The following is a 15,915-nucleotide window of genomic DNA, read 5'->3' as shown; positions in this document are numbered from 1 at the left end:
GCCCTCACTGCAGGGTGGGCTCGCCTGCATACGCTCAGTCCCAGGCTGGTGCCAGGCCTTCGGGGTTGACTTCGCGGCCATTGCGCTCCAGTGTCGCGATCAGGGCCATGTCCTCGGCGTCCAGTTTCAGATCACGTGCCAGCAGGTTGCTGGCCAGGTTTTCGCGCTTGGTCGACGACGGAATCACCGCATAACCCAGTTGCAGTGCCCAGGCCAGCGCCACCTGCGCCACCGTGGCCTGGTGCTTGTCGGCAATCCTGGCCAGCACCGGGTCCTTGAGCACCTTGCCATAGGCCAGGGTCATGTAGGAGGTCACCTGGATGCCCTGCTCCTGGAGGAAAGCCGTCAGCTTGTGGCCCTGCAGATAGGGGCTCAGCTCGATCTGGTTGGTGGCAATTTCGCCCTTGCCCACCGCAGCAATCGCCTGGCGCGTCAGTTCGATATTGAAGTTGGAGATGCCGATCTGGCGGGTCAGGCCCAGCGCCTTGGCCTCGGCCAGCGCCTCCATGAATTCAGGCAGCTCCACACCATTGCCAGGCGCAGGCCAATGGATCAGCGTCAAGTCCACATGGTCGGTGCGCAGCTTTTTCAGGCTCTCACGCAGGCTGGGCACCAGCTTGGCCCTGGCGTAGTTGTCGGTCCAGATCTTGGTGGTCACGAAAAGATCAGCACGCGGCACACCGCTCTCGGCAATCGCCTGGCCAACCTCTGCCTCGCTGCCGTAAATCTGCGCGGTATCGATGGCGCGGTAGCCCACGTCCAGCGCATTGCGCACCGAATCAATGACGGTCTGGTCGGTCAGGCGGAACGTGCCGACGCCGAAGGAAGGGATGGGGTTCATGAAAAGACTCCTCAATCAGGTGAATGGAACGCAAAGGACAGGATGCAGCCGTGCTGCAGTTGGGCCGTCGCGCTTGATGGATGACAGTGTGCCCGGTTAATATTTGCAGATTAAGCCCCTTATCTACCAATATCTTTTGATTAAAAATCAATAATGAAAACCACCCTCGATGAATTGCAAGCCTTTGCGGCCGTGGTGGACACGGGGTCGATCACGGCAGCCTCCGAACTGCTCGGCCTGACGATCTCTGCCACGAGCCGCACCCTGGGACGGCTGGAGGAGAAGCTGCAGACCACCCTGCTGCGCCGCACCACGCGCAGGCTGGAACTGACCGAGGAAGGCGCCACCTTTTTGCAGCGTGCCCGGGCCATCCTGTCCCTGGTGGACGAAGCCGAAGAGCAGATGGCCGCCCGCCGCGTGCGGCCTGCGGGTCGGTTGCGGGTAGACGCGGCCACGCCTTTCATGCTGCATGTGCTGGTGCCGCTGATCGAAGGGTTCAGCAAGCGCTACCCCGAGGTGGAGCTCGAGCTCAACTCCAACGAGGGCATCATTGACCTGATCGAAAAGCGCACCGATGTGGCATTCCGCATCGGGGTACTGAAGGACTCCACCCTGCACGCCCGCCCCATCGGCACCAGCCGCGTGCGGGTGCTCGCGAGCCCCGCCTATCTGGAGCGCCACGGCATGCCGGCCGAGCCCGCACAGCTCACCCAGCCGGGCGCGCCGTACACCTTGCTGGGCTTTACCCAGCCCGAGTCACTGAACGACTGGCCGCTGCGCGGTGTCGATGGCAACGCCCTGCACATCCAGCCCGCGATTAGCTCATCCAGCGGAGAAACGCTCAGGCACATGGCCCTTGCAGGCCTGGGCATTGCCAGTCTGTCGGATTTCATGACGCGCGAGGACCGCCGCAGTGGCCAGCTCGTGCAGCTCTTTGCAGCGCAGACATTGGACGTGCGCCAATCCATCCATGCGGTCTACTACCGCAACACCGCCCTTGCGGCACGCATCACCTGCTTTGTGGACTACGTGGCCCAGACCCTGGGCCAGCAGGCGTTCGAGGATTGAATCCGCCCTTCCCGGTATTCACAGCGCTTTCGGGCGGCCATGGCAGACGCATTCGCCCTTCATTAGCGAACATGCCCAGCTGCTGATGCAGCCGGGCATGCCTGGAATGTGCTTGCAGTCTCTATATCTATAGCAAGCGATCAAATGCGGCGCTGGCGTGAGGCACAGCAGGCCCCCAACCAGCCCACCATCAGCGCCAGCAGCAGATACCCCAGGGGCCTGCCCGCCGGAACCGGCTTTGGTGTGGGCTTGCTGCCGCCGCCACCGTCGCCATTGTCCCCGCCGCCATCACCACCGCCGGTCAGCGGGTTGATCACTTCGGCCTGTGCATTGCCCCCTGTGGGAACGACAACCGGATTGCCAGTGTAGCTTGGTGCTCCCCAGTTGAACTTGGCTGGCGCAGCGGCCTTGCCGGTTTCGGTGATCGTGCAGGAGGCATTGGCGGGCAGCGCCGCCAGGCTGACCGAGGCCGTCTGGCCATTGACCACGGCAATACTGGCAGTGCGCACACCGTCCACACCGCAGTCCAGCGAGAAATCGAATGTGCCATTGACCGAAGCCACGGCTGCCGCATCTCCGGTGATCCGCTTGGTCAGTTGCAGCCCACCGGTCTGGCGCTGCACCCGGTTGGTGACTGTAAAGCCCGCATTCTGCGCGCTGACCTCGGGCGTTCCCACCCAGATGTAGCCTGTAGGTGCTGCTGGCGGGGTGTCTTCGGTTGCGGTGCAGGTGTCGCCGTCAAAGAAAGAAAGCGGGGTGCTGGTGCCGCTGGTGGCGCCCGCAGGCACAGTGGCCGACCAGGCCTGCGCAGGCTGCGAGCCGCACACCATGGTGCCGGTGAAGGTCATCGGGCTGGCCAGACCCGTAGCCAGGCCTTCGATCACCTTGGTCACCGTCCGGGCCGTACTGGTGTTGAAGATCTGCAGATTCACATGGCTCTCGTTGGAGGCCAGGATGGGATCGACCACGCCGGAAGCCACGGCGGCATAGCCGGTATTGGTGTAGGTTCCGGGCAGATAGCCTGCAGTGGTGCGGATCACGAACTGCACCGCTCCCCCGTTGCCCAGGGATGCAATGGTGCTGCTGACCGTGCGCGTTGCTGCATCGTAATTCACCGAAGCACCGCAGGCAGCCGGAGCCGTCAGCACGGAGCATGCTGCATCAACGAAAGTCACGCCCTGGGGCAGCGGATCGGAGAACAGCACATTGGCGGTATCGGAGGGGCCGGCGTTGTAGACATCCACGGAATACGTCACCATGGCGCCGCGATTGGCCGTGACCGGCGCCACCGATTTGTTGACCGAGACGTTGGAGCAACTGAAACGCGACATGGTCACGGTGGCAACGTTGTCCGAAGGTGTCTGCTCATCCGTGCCATCGGGCGGTCCTGCAGAAAACTCATTGACCAGATAACCCGAGGGCCAGTTGCAGCCGCTTTGCGAGTAGCCATAGGTCAGCGAATAGGTGATCGTCAGCGAGCCGCCAACGGGCAGCTTGGGAACCGCGGCCTGGAAGGGCAAGGAAAAGCCGCTGATGCTGCCTGAATATGGCGCAGGAAAGGCCGATGCATCCGGGCACACGGCGCCATTGGCCGCCGAGCAATTGATCACCGATGACTGCACATCGAGGCTTGAACCCAGCTCAAAAGGGATCAGGCGATCGGCGATGCTGGCGCCATCGGCCGGGTTGGGGCCCTTGTTGGTCACCGTCACGGTGTAGGTGACAGGAACGCCCGGCTGGTAGGCGTCGGAGCTTTGTGTCTTGGTCACTGCAAGATCGGTTCTCGGGCAATCCGGCGTTGCTGGGACGATGATGGGCACTGACACAAAATTGTTGCCGGTATTGGAGTCCTCCAGGCCGTCTGGCGGATTCGCAGCGAACTCGTTGTTCAGCCCCCCAAGCGTTCTGCCGCATGGAATCGGGGCATTGATGCGCGTCTGCACCTCGTAGACGATGGTGAGGCGCCCGTTGACCGGCAGGACCGGCACCTGCGTATTGAACAGCGTGGCGCCTGACGCATTGCCCGATGGATTGAGGAATTCGGAATTCGCAGGGCATACCGCGCCGAAATCCGCCACGCAGCTTTGGAACTGCGCTGTCGCATCGAAATATGCGGCAGAGCCGCCGTGGGTTCTGATCACATCGGAGATGTAGGCGCCGTCGGCAGCCTCTGGCCCCGCATTGGTCAGCACCATGGTGTAGGTGACGAGGTCTCCCATCTGTGGCGTGACCGGGTCCTGGGTCTTGAGCACCTGCAAGTCCGTCTGCCGGCAAGGGGGCGTGCCGGGCACCTGCAGGATGGCCGCTTGCTGGTTGTTGTTGGGGCTGGTGTCATTCATCCCGTCGAGCAACTGGATCGAAGCGGTGTTGAACAGCTGCCCGGCAGGCCTGCCGCAGGCGGCATTCGGCACCAGATAGGGTGTCATGGTGTAGGTCACCGTCACGGCGCCGCCCGGTGGCAGCGCCGGAATGGTGGCGTTGAACACCGGGCTGTAGCTGCCTTGCCCGGAACGGTTGGGAAAACTTGCGTTGTCCGGGCACTGCGCGCCGCCGGTTGCCGTGCACTGGTTGAACACCAGATCGGCCGCGATATGGCTGATGAAGCTGTTGGAGAGCGTATCCCACAACACCACGCCGTCTGCGGCGCCCGGCCCGTTATTGGTGAGCCTGATGGTGTAAGTGAGGGGCACGCCGGATTGGTAGGTGTCTGTACTCTGCGACTTGGTAACCTCCAGGTCCACCTCGTAACGCATGGCGGTGCTGACGGAGCTGGTGTTCGAATTGGGCAAGGGGTCCGTCACACCGGCGGGCGGGCTGATCGTGGCCGTATTCGTCAACGTGGTCGGGCCGGTGACACCGAACCGGCCTGTGATCTCCACCCGCACCTTGCCCAGGTTGGGAAATGTCGACAGCGTGCCAGACACCGTTCCATTGACGACCGACAAATCGGCGGGGCATACCGCGCCACCCGTTGCCAATGTACATGTCGCCTGCACATTGGTAACCCCGGCCGGCAATGGATCCTGGAAGCTCGCACCATTGGCGGCATCCTGGCCGTTGTTATCCATTTCCAGGGCATATGTAAAACCTGTACCACCGATACCCGACGAAGGGCCGAATTTGGTGATTTGTACATCGGCTGTCTGCGCCCAGGCGTGCAATGGTGACGTTACCAGCACCAGCGCAGCAAAAACATATTGAGCAGCCGCCAATAAAATACTGAAAAGTGGATTTTTTTGTGCCATGGAACCGATCCTTTATCTTTGTATAAAGGCCTCTCCAAAAATAAATAAAAATGCACAATCCACGATTTCCACATATATTAACTGCGTGCAGAAATCAAATACCCAATATCCCAATGGAAGTGCGCCCCCCGAAGATCTCTCACTGGCTCTTCAGGAAGCACAATTATCCAGACCAATAGACTTCACGAGAAGACTTAGTAATTTTAAAAAATCTTAAAACAACATTTGTTTACACTTATACCCAATAAGCCTTACAGCCCTCCTTGCGGCCTAACACACAATGGAAGAAGTTGCAACATTCATTCTGACAGGCAATAATTTGATAGAGTATTTGTATAATGCATCGAGGCATGCATGGTAAATCAATAAGTTCATGCAGATGTTTTATTATTGATTTTACACATGCATTATTGATATTTTCAGAAATTCTCTTTTAAAAAAAGAAAATCACATTCTTTATATTCTCGGATTTTCTTACGCACAGCAAGGCAGGGGCTATGAAAGACGCTTGCCATTGAGACCCGTCGCACTACCACCGATACGCCATTGCTTCGTTGGGGACACCTAGTTGGGGACACCTAGTTGGGGACGCCTGGTTGCGGACGCCAAGTCTCGTCATGCATTGGCATTGCCTGTGACACCGCCTGACGCGGCTCGGCCTGGCGTGGCCCGGCCTGGCGTGGCACTGTCTGGCACCGCATGGCATCCGTCGCCACCGCAAGGCTGCCAGGTGGCGTTGGCAGCTCTCAAGCCGACATGGATTCGTTCACACACCCAGTGGCAGATCTGCCTTTTTCAACGTCCGCAACACGAAGCTCGACTGGCTGTGACGGATGCCCTTGATCTTGTAGAGCTTCTCGCGCAGCAGGCGCTCGTAATCGCGCGTGTCTTTCACCACCACCCGCAGCAGGTAGTCGTACTCGCCGGAGACGAGGTGCGCCTCCACCACCTCGGGGATGGTGGCCAGCATTTCGCCAAACTTCTCCAGCGTGTTGTCCGAGTGGCTGTCGAGCGTGACCTGCACCAGCACCGTATCACCCAGGCCCAGGGCCTGTGAGTTCAGCCGCACGGTATAGCCTTCAATCACGCCCGCCTCCTCCAGCTTCTTGATGCGGCCCCAGCAAGGCGAGGAGCTCAACCCCACGGCATGGCCGATGTCCTGCAGGCTGGCGCGGCTGTTGGACTGCAGCACCGCAAGAATTTTTCGATCCAGACGATCAAGCAGCATATTTTTCCACCATGATTCATTGATAAGAATTTTTTTCTGATTTTATGAAAATTATCAGACAAAACAAAAATTCTTCCCAGCGACCCAGGCCCATACTTTGGGCATCGAAACACTTTTACCGAAGCCGCTTTCTTGCAGAGCCTGCTTACCGGCAGTCCCTCTCACCGCCCGCCCCCAGGCAGTTACCGCTGCCGTGGGGGCGCGTTGTTTTGCAGCTGTTGCACGCCGTCAACAGTGTTCCTGCAGGCTCCAGGTCCGCTCCCCGGACGTAACAGAACTGTTGCAATTAGAGGACCACGGCATTCTGTCCTACAGCTGCTGCCCGTGGCATAGTGGCGCCAAATCACAAACGACAACGAAGCAGCTATGTTCAAGCGACTCAATGATCTGTCTGAAAGCCACGGCTCCCTGCAGGCTGGCAAGGGGATGGTGGCAGGGGTGATCGCCCTCATCCTGGCGGCACTGTGTTTTCTGGGGGTCATGGCATTTCACTTTCCGCAGTACCTGACGACACCCGAGCTGCGCCGCAGCTATAACGTGGATGTCATGCGGCAGCTGCTGTTCTGGTGCATGGTGATCTCAGGCGGCCTGTCCGTGGCACTGATCGTGCTTGGCCGTGTGCGCTGGCTGGCTGCGTCGGCCTTCGGGCTGGTGGTGCTGTCGGCGCTGCTGGGCGGCCACAAGGTGCCGGTGGGCGAATTTGCCACCAACACACCCTATATTGGCCTGGACTGGTTCATCCTCGATCTGCTAGGCAGTTCGCTGATCTTCATCTTCATCGAGAAGCTGTTTGCACTGCGCAAGGATCAGCCGGTGTTCCGCCCCGAATGGCAAACCGACTTCCACCACTTTCTCGTCAACCACATGGTGGTGGGCTTCATCCTGCTGGCCACCAATCTGATGGTACACAAGCTGTTTGGCTGGGCCGCCAACGACGGTATCCGTGGCTGGGTGGCCAACCTGAACTTCTGGGTGTCGCTGTTCCTGATCATCCTCGTGGCCGATCTGGTGCAGTACTGGACACACCGTGCCTACCACGAGGTGCCGCTCTTGTGGCGCATTCACGCCGTGCACCACAGCGTCAAGAGCATGGACTGGCTGGCCGGTTCGCGCCAGCATATCCTGGAGCTGCTGATCACCCGCACCCTGGTGCTGGCCCCCATCTATGTGCTGGGTTTTTCGAAGGAAGTGATTGATGCCTACATCATCATCGTCGGCTTCCAGGCCGTGTTCAACCACGCGAACGTGAGCGTGCGCCTGGGGCCGCTGCGCTACATCATCGTCACGCCCAACTTCCACCACTGGCACCACAGCCAGGACCAGGAGGCGCTGGACAAGAACTATGCGGCGCACTTTGCCTTTCTGGACTACCTGTTTGGCACCGCAGTCAAGAGCGACAAGCTCTGGCCCCAGGCCTACGGCGTGCTGGGGGACTATGTGCCCAACGGGTTCCTCAAGCAGCTGAAGTTTCCCTTCACCTGGAAAGGCTGAGCGCTCACCCCCATCCACACAGAGCCTCCCTATCGGAGGCTCTATAATTTTGATAGCTTCCTGCGCCCTACAGGCAAGCGCCAGAGCCACTTTTGCTGATAACCATGTCATCCACCACCGAATTCCGTGCCCAGGCCATGGTGCTGGCCGCAGGCCGGGGCGAACGCATGCGCCCGCTCACCGATCACACGCCCAAGCCGCTTTTGCCGGTGCTTGGCAAACCGCTGATGCAGCACAGCCTGGAGCAACTGGCCGCAGCCGGTGTGGACCGCATCGTCATCAACACCGGCTGGCTGGGCCAGCAAGTGGCGGATGCCTGGCCTACTACGACCGACATGGACGGGCATGCCGTGCAGATCCGCTACTCGCGCGAAGACCTGGACTTTGGCGGCGGCATTGAAACCACCGGCGGCATCAGCCGCGCGCTGCCGCTGCTCGATGATGCGTTCTGGCTGGTATCAGGCGATGTATTCATCCCCGGTTTCCCATTTGATGAGGCTCTGCGCCAGCGCTTTGCCCAATCAGGCGACCTGGCCCACCTGTGGCTGGTGCCCAACGCGCCACACCACCCCAAGGGGGACTTTGTGCTGACGGAGGGTGGCCGCGCCTATACCGGCCGTGCCTATGCAGGCCGCGCCGAGACCCCTGCCGCAGACGACAGTCGGCCGCGCCTGACCTACTGCTCTGTCGCCCTGCTGAAAAAGGAACTGTTCGCGCCACCGTTCTGCGACATACCGCCCGGCAACCCACAGGGCCTGAAGATGCCCCTGGTCAACCAGTTGCGTGCGGCCATGCTGGCGGGGCGTTGCGGTGCCAGTCGCTATGACGGGGCCTGGGTGGATGTGGGCACACCCGAGCGCCTGGCGGCCATCGGGGGGTAATGGCGCCAGGGCGCTGGCGGCTGTGGCGGTCTCTGCCGTGACAGCCTTGGCTTGGCGCTGTTCACATTCCAGCAACAATTGGGCGGTAAACGCAGCGCGCTCACCGCGCCCCCTTCCCCACCCTTTTGATTGCCATGAAAAAAACCTTGCTGGCCATCGCCGCTGCTGCGGCGCTTTCCTTGACCGTATCGGGCTGCTCCGACAGCAGCGCCGCCTCCATCAGCTACAACGCCACGCTCGACCAGGCTTCGCAGGCCGAGAAGGCGGCGGTCCTCAAGACGCTGCAGGAACTGGTCAACATCGAAACCGGCACCAATGACGCGGTCGGCATTCCGCAGATGAGCAACTACCTCGAAGCCCGCCTGCAGGCGCTGGGCGCCAACGTCGTGCGCCACAAGGCAGAAGCAGGCGTGGTGGGCGACAACATCGTCGGCACCTTCCAGGGCAGCGGCACCAAGAGCCTGCTTTTGATGGCACACATGGACACCGTGTATGCGCGCGGCATCCTGGCCACGGCTCCGTTCAAGGTCGAGGGCGACAAGGCCTATGGCGCAGGCATTGCCGATGCCAAGGGAGGCATCGCCGTCATCCTGCACAGCCTGGGCTTGCTCAAGGCGCAGAACTTCAGCAAGTTCAAGACCATCACCGTGATGTTCAACACCGATGAGGAGAAAGGCTCCTTCGGCTCGCGCGACCTGATCCAGAAGCTCGCTGCTGCCCATGACTATGTGCTGTCGTACGAGCCCTCGGGCCTCGAAGAAGGCTTTGGCACGGCCACCTCGGGCATTGCCTATGTACAGGCCGTGGTGCACGGCAAGGCATCGCACGCGGGTGTGGCACCTGAAGCGGGCATCAACGCGCTGACCGAGGCATCGGCCCTGGTGCTGCGCACGCAGGATGTTCAGGACAAGTCCAAGGAGCGCGGCTTCAACTGGACCACCATGACCGCCGGCGGCACCGCCACCAACATCATCCCGGACAAGGCCGTTGTCAACGCCGATGTGCGCTACGGCAAGAACGAGGATCTGGAACTGATGAAAGGCATGCTGGACAAGGCAGCTGCTACGCCCCACGTGCCCGGTGCCACCATCGACATCAACCTGACCCGCGGCCGCCCGGCCTTCAATGCCACCGATGACGGCGTCAAGCTCATCCAGAAGGCCATCACCATCTATGCCGACGTAGGCGGCAAATCGCAGATGTACACCACGCGCGGCGGCGGCGGATCGGACGCGGCCTACGCTGCCCTCTCCGGCAAGCCGGTGATTGAAGGCCTGGGTCTGCCCGGTGCCAACTACCACTCCAACCTGGCCGAATACGTGCTGACCGAGCCCATCGCGCGCCGCCTGTACCTGTCGGCGCAGCTCATCTCCGACCTGGGCCAGGGCATGTAACCGCCTCTGCGATACCTCCTCGCTCTTCCCGGCGCCAGCAGACACTGGCGCCTTTTTCATTATTGGGATCGACCGCAAGCGGCTGTCCACCCTGCGACAGCCAGGATGAAATCCGTTTCAGGCAGCGCAACACCTAAATCCCATGCTATCAAGCACTTAGCGATTTTCGCCTCTTCTGCTCTTCAACGCTGCACCGCAGCATCATAAAAACCCCAATATGGATTCACGCTGCTTTGTCCACAATGCAAAGCTCGCGCGGACAATCCGCAGATGGCAATAACGATCAATCGGCGAGGCCGAGGAGACAAGATCATGCAGATGAAGAAACTGGCTTGGGGTGTGGGATTGGCCGTGGGTCTGATGGCAGGCAGTGTTGCCTGCGCTCAGACCACCATGCGCATCAGCATCTCGGTGGCGCAGAATTCACACCAGGGCGTGGCCATTGACACCTTTGCCAAAGAGGTGGAAAAGCGCACCGGCGGCCGCTACAAGGTGCAGACCTTCTACAACGGTTCGCTGGGCGGTGAGCGTGAATCCATCGAAGCCGTGCAACTGGGCACCCAGGAGCTGGCCTTCAGCTCCAGCGGCCCCGTGCCCAACTTCGTGCCCGAGACCAAGATCCTCGACGTGCCCTTCCTCTTCCGCGACAAGGCGCATGCCCGAGCCGTGCTCGATGGCCCCATCGGGCAGGAACTGCTCGGCAAGTTTGATTCCAAGGGCTTCAAGGCCCTGGCCTGGGCAGAAAACGGCTTTCGCCACATGACCAACTCCAAGCGCGCCATCAACAGCCCCGACGACACCAAGGGACTGAAAATGCGCACCATGGAAAATCCGGTGCACATCCAGGCCTACAAGGCGCTGGGCATCATCACCACGCCGATGGCCTTCCCCGAGGTATTTACCGCACTGCAGCAAGGCACGGTGGACGGCCAGGAGAACCCGCTGCCGGTGATCACCTCGGCCAAGTTCGACCAGGTGCAGAAGCACTTGTCGCTCACCGGCCACGTCTACTCGCCCTGCATTCTGGTGATGAACAAGGGCGCCTACGACAAGCTGAGCGCCGACGACAAGAAAGCCTTTGTGGAGGCGGCCCAGGAAGCGACCAAGGCCAACCGCGCCCGCGTGGACCAGGATGACGCCAACGGCGTGGCAGAACTGCGCAGCAAGGGCATGCAGGTGATCGAGAACGTGGACAAGGCCAAGTTTGTCGCCGCGCTCACCAAGACCAACGCAGACTTCGAAAAGCAGTTTGGCAAGGCCAACCTCGACCGTATCCGCGACTACAAGTAAGCCCGGGCCGGGGGCCGCTCCTGTGCACAGGCCGGCGGCCCCTATCGAATACTCTCATTTTGATAGCTGCTTGCGCTTGACTGTTGAGCGCAAACAGCTGTTTTTTGTTAAGAAACTGGAGGAGAGAGCCCACGCACTGCCCACGCAGGCCTGCGCTTTTGAACACCATGAAAAACGCATTTCTTGCCCTGGAGCGCTGGACATCAGGCTTTGCGATGGCGGTCGCCTGCCTGATGCTCGCCGTTGCCTCCACCCTCGGCATGTTTCAGATCCTGACCCGTTTCGTGCTGGAGGAACCCGCCGAATGGACCGAAGTACTGATCCGTTTCAGCCTGATATGGATGGTGTTCCTGGCCATTCCCATGGCGTTTCGCCAGGGCGCCATGGTGAGCGTTGACGTTCTGCGCCGCTGGAGCCCGCCCGCCTTTGGCCGCGTGCTGGACTGGCTGGTGTGCATTGCCACGCTGGCACTTCTGGCCGTGATCATCTGGTGGGGCTGGGACTACGCCCGGCGCGGCGGCGTGCAGACCATGGCCGGGCTCGAATCGCTGTCCATGTTCTGGGCCTATGTGGCCATGCCGATCGGCGGCGTGTTTGCCGTGATCGGCGTCATCGGCAACCTGCTGGACCCCAAGAATACCGAACTGGAGAACGCGCAATGACCGCCGTGATGCTTTCCACGATGGTGCTGTGCTTTGCGCTCACCGTCTCCGTCGCCGTCTCGATCGGCCTTGCCTCGATCCTGGGCATCCAGGCCAGCAACGCCAACATGCTCATCTCGGTCAAGGAGATGTTCGGCGCGATCAACAAGTTTCCGCTGGCGGCCATTCCGTTTTTCATTCTGGCTGGCAACCTGATGGAGACCGGCGGCATCTCGCGCCGACTGGTGGAGTTCGCCAAGAGCATCGTCGGCGGCGTGCAGGGTGGCCTGCCCATGACCTGCGTGCTGACCTGCATGATCTTTGCCGCGGTCTCGGGCTCGTCGGTCGCCACCACGTTTGCCATTGGCGCCATCCTGATCCCCGCCCTCATCAAGCACGGCTACCCCAGGAACTATGCTGCAGCGCTGCAGGCAACCAGCGCCGAGCTGGGGGTGATCATTCCGCCATCGATTCCAATGATTCTGTATGGCGTGAGCGCCGAGGTATCGATTGGCGAGTTGTTCATTGCCGGTTTCGGCCCGGGCCTGCTCATCAGCGCCGCGCTGATGGTCTTTGTCTGGGCGTATTGCAAGTACAAGGGCTGGGGCAAGAACGACGGTGAAGGCCGCCTGGGCTTTGGCAAGGCCACGCTGCAGGCAGGTTGGGCGCTCTTGATGCCGGTCATCATTCTGGGCGGCATCTACGGCGGCGTATTCACGCCGACCGAAGCATCGGCGGTGGCAGTGTTCTATGCGCTGGTGGTGGGCATGCTGATCTACCGTGAAATCAAGATCAAGGACCTGTACGCCATCTTCCGCAAATCGGCCATCTCGTCGGCCATCATCATGTTCATCATCGCCAACGCCGGGCTGTTTGCCTTTCTGATCACGCGCGCCGGCGTTCCAGAAATCATCGGCCACTGGCTGGAACAGGTACTGCAAAGCCCTGCCATGTTCCTGCTGGGCGTGAACGCAGCCCTCTTCGTCATCGGCATGTTCATCGAGACCAGCGCAGCCATCATCGTGCTTGCGCCCATCCTGGCGCCCGTTGCCCAGCACTTTGGCATCGACCCGGTGCACTTCGGCCTGATCATGGTGGTGAACCTGGCGCTGGGCATGATCACGCCGCCCTTTGGCGTGAACCTGTTTGCCGCCTGCACTGTGGCCAAGATCTCGCTCGACCAGATCATCAAGTACCTGCTGCCGTTTGTCGGGGTGATCCTGCTGTGCCTGATGGTCATCACCTATGTGCCCGGCATCTCACTGGGTCTGCGCGATCTCGTGTACCGCTGATATTTCCCTCTTTGCTCCACAGCAAGCCGCGTCAATGGACGCGGCTTTTTTCATGCTGCCCTCTGGCGTTCGGCACGAATTGTCAAAAAATCTTTCACACAAAGTATGAATTTGTGTCAACAGGAGCGCATCTCCATTTCGATATTATAATTTTTAAACATCGAAATTTAATTTTCGTTTGTCTTAAACTATCGATAGAGAGGGATGGATGAGAGCTAGTCTTGCACACCGCTGCAGAACGCCTGCCGCTTCACGCTCGCAATGGGTGGCCCTGGGCCTGTTAGCCTCGGCAAGCGTGCTTGCGCCCGCCGCGCATGCCGCCAATGTCGATCTGGTCACCAATATAGAACCGGTTGCCTCGAACGTTCCGGCGCAGACCTTTGTGCCTTACCAGCTCAATGTCAGTTTCTCCAATATCAATGGCACGGCCACCAACGCTAAGGGCAGTATCGTGCTCCCGGCCAACGTCACATCCGTTGCGCTGACCGCAGCCAGTGGCAATGTGCCCGGTTGCCCTGCAGCATCGGCCTTCAGCCCTGTTCCCGCAGGCACCACCGCAGGCGGCGAAACCATGAGCGCCACCCTTCCCTTGATGCTGAACAGGCAGCAATGCAATTACGTGCTCAGTGTCACACCCACCAAGGCAGATTCCGCTTATCTGATGCGGTCATCGATGGCTGCAGGCAGCGGAGATACTGAAACCACGCCATCGACCAATACCAGTGAAAACCCGTTTGCAGTGACGCAATCGAACATCACGCTCGCGGTCGACAAAAAAATCACTGGCGGCGCCACGCAGGACCCCAACGATGCAACGCATTGGATCGGCAACGCCTACAACGCGCCGATTGAATTCACGGTCACCTATACCAACAAGTCTGTAACACCGGTCTCGCTGGGCGCCATTGCCAGCAAATGGAGCGACTGGGAAGGCAGTTGGTCGCCACAGATCGTGCCCAGTGGCTCCGATGGCGGCCTGACCAGTTGCGCGAGCAGCGTGGATGGTGCCGGCAGCGCCATTTGCCAAGCGCTTGGTTTCTCCGGAGCTTCGTCGCAGGCTGGCACCAATGTCAACACCTTCCTCAACACCAACACCACGGGCTTTGGCAATGAAGTGATGCAGGCGGGTGAGAGCGTCACCATCAAATACTGGCGCTCGTTCAAGGCACCTCTGTGCGGCAGCCCCGCGCTTGCCAACACTGCCACCTGGGCCGTCACGGCTGATGGCGTCAACCTCCAGTGGGACGGGTCAGGCAGCGACAGCAGCACGGTTTCATTCTCGTTTCCAATAGCTCTTTCTACCCAAGGCAGGGATTGCACGGCAGTCAATCTGAACGTGAAGGCAGACAAGAAGCTTCTGTCTGTTCAGGACAAGACAGGCCTCGCCAAGGCCAGCAACCTGATTGAGCAGGACGGCGATGTCGCCATCTACGAACTGACTGTCGACTTGAGCCAGGACTCTGCCCCCCCAGGCTCCAACCGGGACGGTATCAACTTCAATGTGTACGACACCGTGTTGTTGGCCAAGGGCCATATGCCTATGGCTGCACCTGCCAATGCCTTGCAGCTGCAGATGGAGTGGATCAGCTGCCAGGATAGCAACGGCAACTGCATTCCTGCCAACAACCCCATCCAGCCATACCGGTCCTACTTCACGCCCTCGGTCAGCCAGAACATCCATGTGAAATGGGGTACCAAGGCTGTGATGCAGATCGCACTTCGCTTTAAAATTGATAGCAATCTGCAATGCATGCAGCAAAACGATGCACTGCAGAATCAGGCCGCATTCAGCGTAGTGTCTGTATCTACCGACGGCTACACCTTTGGCCCTTCCTACATCCAGTCGCCCAGCAATGCCAACCTGCAGGCTACACAGATCAATGTGTTGCCCAATGCGCCTTATTGCGTCAACCTTACGACCAACAAGCGGGTAACCCCCATGGAAGTGCCCGATCTGGCTACTCCGGTGGTGTTTGATCTGCAGTTTGCCAACAATACCTCGCCAGACGGTCCTAAAACGGTACGCCAGGCCATCGCCAAGGACGCCTTGGGCCCTGATTTCAAGGCCACTGCCGCATCCTGCCGTGTGAGCACCGGCAATGCCACCGTTCCCACCGGCTCGCTGCTGGGCAGTATTGCAGGGGCAAACAACGAGTTACAGTTGCCCATCACCAACATGGAGCGCGGTGCAATCGTCAACTGCACCATCACCGGCAACCTGTTGCGGTCAGGCTCATTCAAGAATGTCGCGACCGTGGCGCTGCAAGGTTCGCCAGCCAAGGCCCTGTTGAATGATGGCGCAACCGAAGTGGCCGTGAAGGATCTGATGCCGGAGGACGATGTCGCTACGGTCAACTACATGACCGCAGATGCAGTGATGCCCCCGCCCGATCCAGCAGCGCCCAAGCCTGCTCCAGTACCGGCCAACGCGCTGTGGAGCTTGGCGGGGCTTGGCATAGCCATTGCTGCACTGGCCCGACGCAGGCAGAGAATCTGCTGACGAAATGAAAACGCCCGGCAAGCCGGGCGTTTTTTGCATAGAAA

The 15,915-nt window shown here is 60.2% G+C and carries 11 protein-coding genes; 8 read left to right on the top strand and 3 right to left on the bottom strand.

From position 1 onward, the window contains the following. Nucleotides 1–34: 34 nt before the first annotated feature. Nucleotides 35–841, bottom strand: a complete 807-nt coding sequence (gene dkgB / locus ABIE32_RS16075) for a 2,5-didehydrogluconate reductase DkgB (RefSeq protein WP_429017621.1) — start codon at nt 839–841, stop codon at nt 35–37. A gap of 153 nt (nt 842–994) precedes the next feature. Here dkgB and ABIE32_RS16070 point away from each other — a divergent pair, with 153 nt between their 5' ends. Continuing rightward, on the top strand, nt 995–1,909 hold the full coding sequence (locus ABIE32_RS16070) for a LysR family transcriptional regulator (RefSeq protein WP_224149238.1): 915 nt from the start codon (nt 995–997) through the stop codon (nt 1,907–1,909). Between the two features lie 140 nt (nt 1,910–2,049). On the opposite strand, the gene ABIE32_RS16065 is transcribed toward ABIE32_RS16070, so the two are convergent. Together ABIE32_RS16065 and ABIE32_RS16060 are read right to left on the bottom strand one after the other, a co-directional pair. Further along, nucleotides 2,050–5,154: a DUF5979 domain-containing protein gene (locus tag ABIE32_RS16065; protein WP_429017619.1), complete on the bottom strand. Its 3,105-nt coding sequence runs from the start codon at nt 5,152–5,154 to the stop codon at nt 2,050–2,052. Between the two features lie 766 nt (nt 5,155–5,920). Then, nucleotides 5,921–6,382 carry an Lrp/AsnC family transcriptional regulator gene (locus tag ABIE32_RS16060; protein ID WP_224149240.1) on the bottom strand — a complete coding sequence of 154 codons (462 nt, stop codon included), beginning with the start codon at nt 6,380–6,382 and terminating at the stop codon, nt 5,921–5,923. A 366-nt stretch (nt 6,383–6,748) separates the two neighbouring features. Between ABIE32_RS16060 and ABIE32_RS16055 the strand changes: the two genes are divergently transcribed. The 7 genes from ABIE32_RS16055 (at nt 6,749) to ABIE32_RS16025 (ending at nt 15,871) form a co-directional block, all read left to right on the top strand. After that, complete coding sequence (locus ABIE32_RS16055) at nt 6,749–7,873, top strand: sterol desaturase family protein (protein ID WP_224149241.1); 1,125 nt, start codon at nt 6,749–6,751, stop codon at nt 7,871–7,873. A 104-nt stretch (nt 7,874–7,977) separates the two neighbouring features. After that, the gene (locus ABIE32_RS16050) at nt 7,978–8,754 is read left to right on the top strand and encodes a nucleotidyltransferase family protein (RefSeq protein WP_429017616.1); all 777 of its coding nucleotides are present in this window, start codon (nt 7,978–7,980) and stop codon (nt 8,752–8,754) included. Nucleotides 8,755–8,888: 134 nt separating this feature from the next. Further along, nucleotides 8,889–10,148: a glutamate carboxypeptidase gene (locus tag ABIE32_RS16045; protein WP_429017615.1), complete on the top strand. Its 1,260-nt coding sequence runs from the start codon at nt 8,889–8,891 to the stop codon at nt 10,146–10,148. A 312-nt stretch (nt 10,149–10,460) separates the two neighbouring features. Beyond that, nucleotides 10,461–11,438 (top strand): TRAP transporter substrate-binding protein, encoded by a 978-nt coding sequence (locus ABIE32_RS16040; protein WP_429017613.1) that lies wholly within the window; start codon nt 10,461–10,463, stop codon nt 11,436–11,438. Nucleotides 11,439–11,605: 167 nt separating this feature from the next. Further along, on the top strand, nt 11,606–12,100 hold the full coding sequence (locus ABIE32_RS16035; RefSeq protein ID WP_224149245.1) for a TRAP transporter small permease: 495 nt from the start codon (nt 11,606–11,608) through the stop codon (nt 12,098–12,100). Next, nucleotides 12,097–13,371 carry a TRAP transporter large permease gene (locus tag ABIE32_RS16030; RefSeq protein WP_429017611.1) on the top strand — a complete coding sequence of 425 codons (1,275 nt, stop codon included), beginning with the start codon at nt 12,097–12,099 and terminating at the stop codon, nt 13,369–13,371. The genes ABIE32_RS16035 and ABIE32_RS16030 overlap by 4 nt, the downstream gene beginning before the upstream one ends. A 208-nt stretch (nt 13,372–13,579) precedes the next feature. Beyond that, nucleotides 13,580–15,871 (top strand): hypothetical protein, encoded by a 2,292-nt coding sequence (locus tag ABIE32_RS16025; RefSeq protein ID WP_429017609.1) that lies wholly within the window; start codon nt 13,580–13,582, stop codon nt 15,869–15,871. Nucleotides 15,872–15,915 lie beyond the last annotated feature (44 nt).

The organism is Comamonas sp. 4034 (genome assembly GCF_050434545.1).
GTDB classification, from domain to species: Bacteria; Pseudomonadota; Gammaproteobacteria; order Burkholderiales; family Burkholderiaceae_C; genus Comamonas; species Comamonas odontotermitis.
The sequence above is the reverse complement of the archived record's forward strand: the minus strand, read 5'-3'. Positions and strand labels throughout refer to the sequence as shown.

What these genes read in the sequence shown, in the direction of transcription:
- ABIE32_RS16050 (WP_429017616.1), top strand. Translation starts at nt 7,978, where the DNA reads ATGTCATCCACCACCGAATTCCGTGCCCAGGCCATGGTGCTGGCCGCA.
- ABIE32_RS16045 (WP_429017615.1), top strand. Translation starts at nt 8,889, where the DNA reads ATGAAAAAAACCTTGCTGGCCATCGCCGCTGCTGCGGCGCTTTCCTTG.
- ABIE32_RS16035 (WP_224149245.1), top strand. Translation starts at nt 11,606, where the DNA reads ATGAAAAACGCATTTCTTGCCCTGGAGCGCTGGACATCAGGCTTTGCG.
- ABIE32_RS16070 (WP_224149238.1), top strand. Translation starts at nt 995, where the DNA reads ATGAAAACCACCCTCGATGAATTGCAAGCCTTTGCGGCCGTGGTGGAC.
- dkgB (WP_429017621.1), bottom strand. Translation starts at nt 841, where the DNA reads ATGAACCCCATCCCTTCCTTCGGCGTCGGCACGTTCCGCCTGACCGAC.
- ABIE32_RS16030 (WP_429017611.1), top strand. Translation starts at nt 12,097, where the DNA reads ATGACCGCCGTGATGCTTTCCACGATGGTGCTGTGCTTTGCGCTCACC.
- ABIE32_RS16040 (WP_429017613.1), top strand. Translation starts at nt 10,461, where the DNA reads ATGCAGATGAAGAAACTGGCTTGGGGTGTGGGATTGGCCGTGGGTCTG.
- ABIE32_RS16060 (WP_224149240.1), bottom strand. Translation starts at nt 6,382, where the DNA reads ATGCTGCTTGATCGTCTGGATCGAAAAATTCTTGCGGTGCTGCAGTCC.
- ABIE32_RS16025 (WP_429017609.1), top strand. Translation starts at nt 13,580, where the DNA reads ATGAGAGCTAGTCTTGCACACCGCTGCAGAACGCCTGCCGCTTCACGC.
- ABIE32_RS16055 (WP_224149241.1), top strand. Translation starts at nt 6,749, where the DNA reads ATGTTCAAGCGACTCAATGATCTGTCTGAAAGCCACGGCTCCCTGCAG.
- ABIE32_RS16065 (WP_429017619.1), bottom strand. Translation starts at nt 5,154, where the DNA reads ATGGCACAAAAAAATCCACTTTTCAGTATTTTATTGGCGGCTGCTCAA.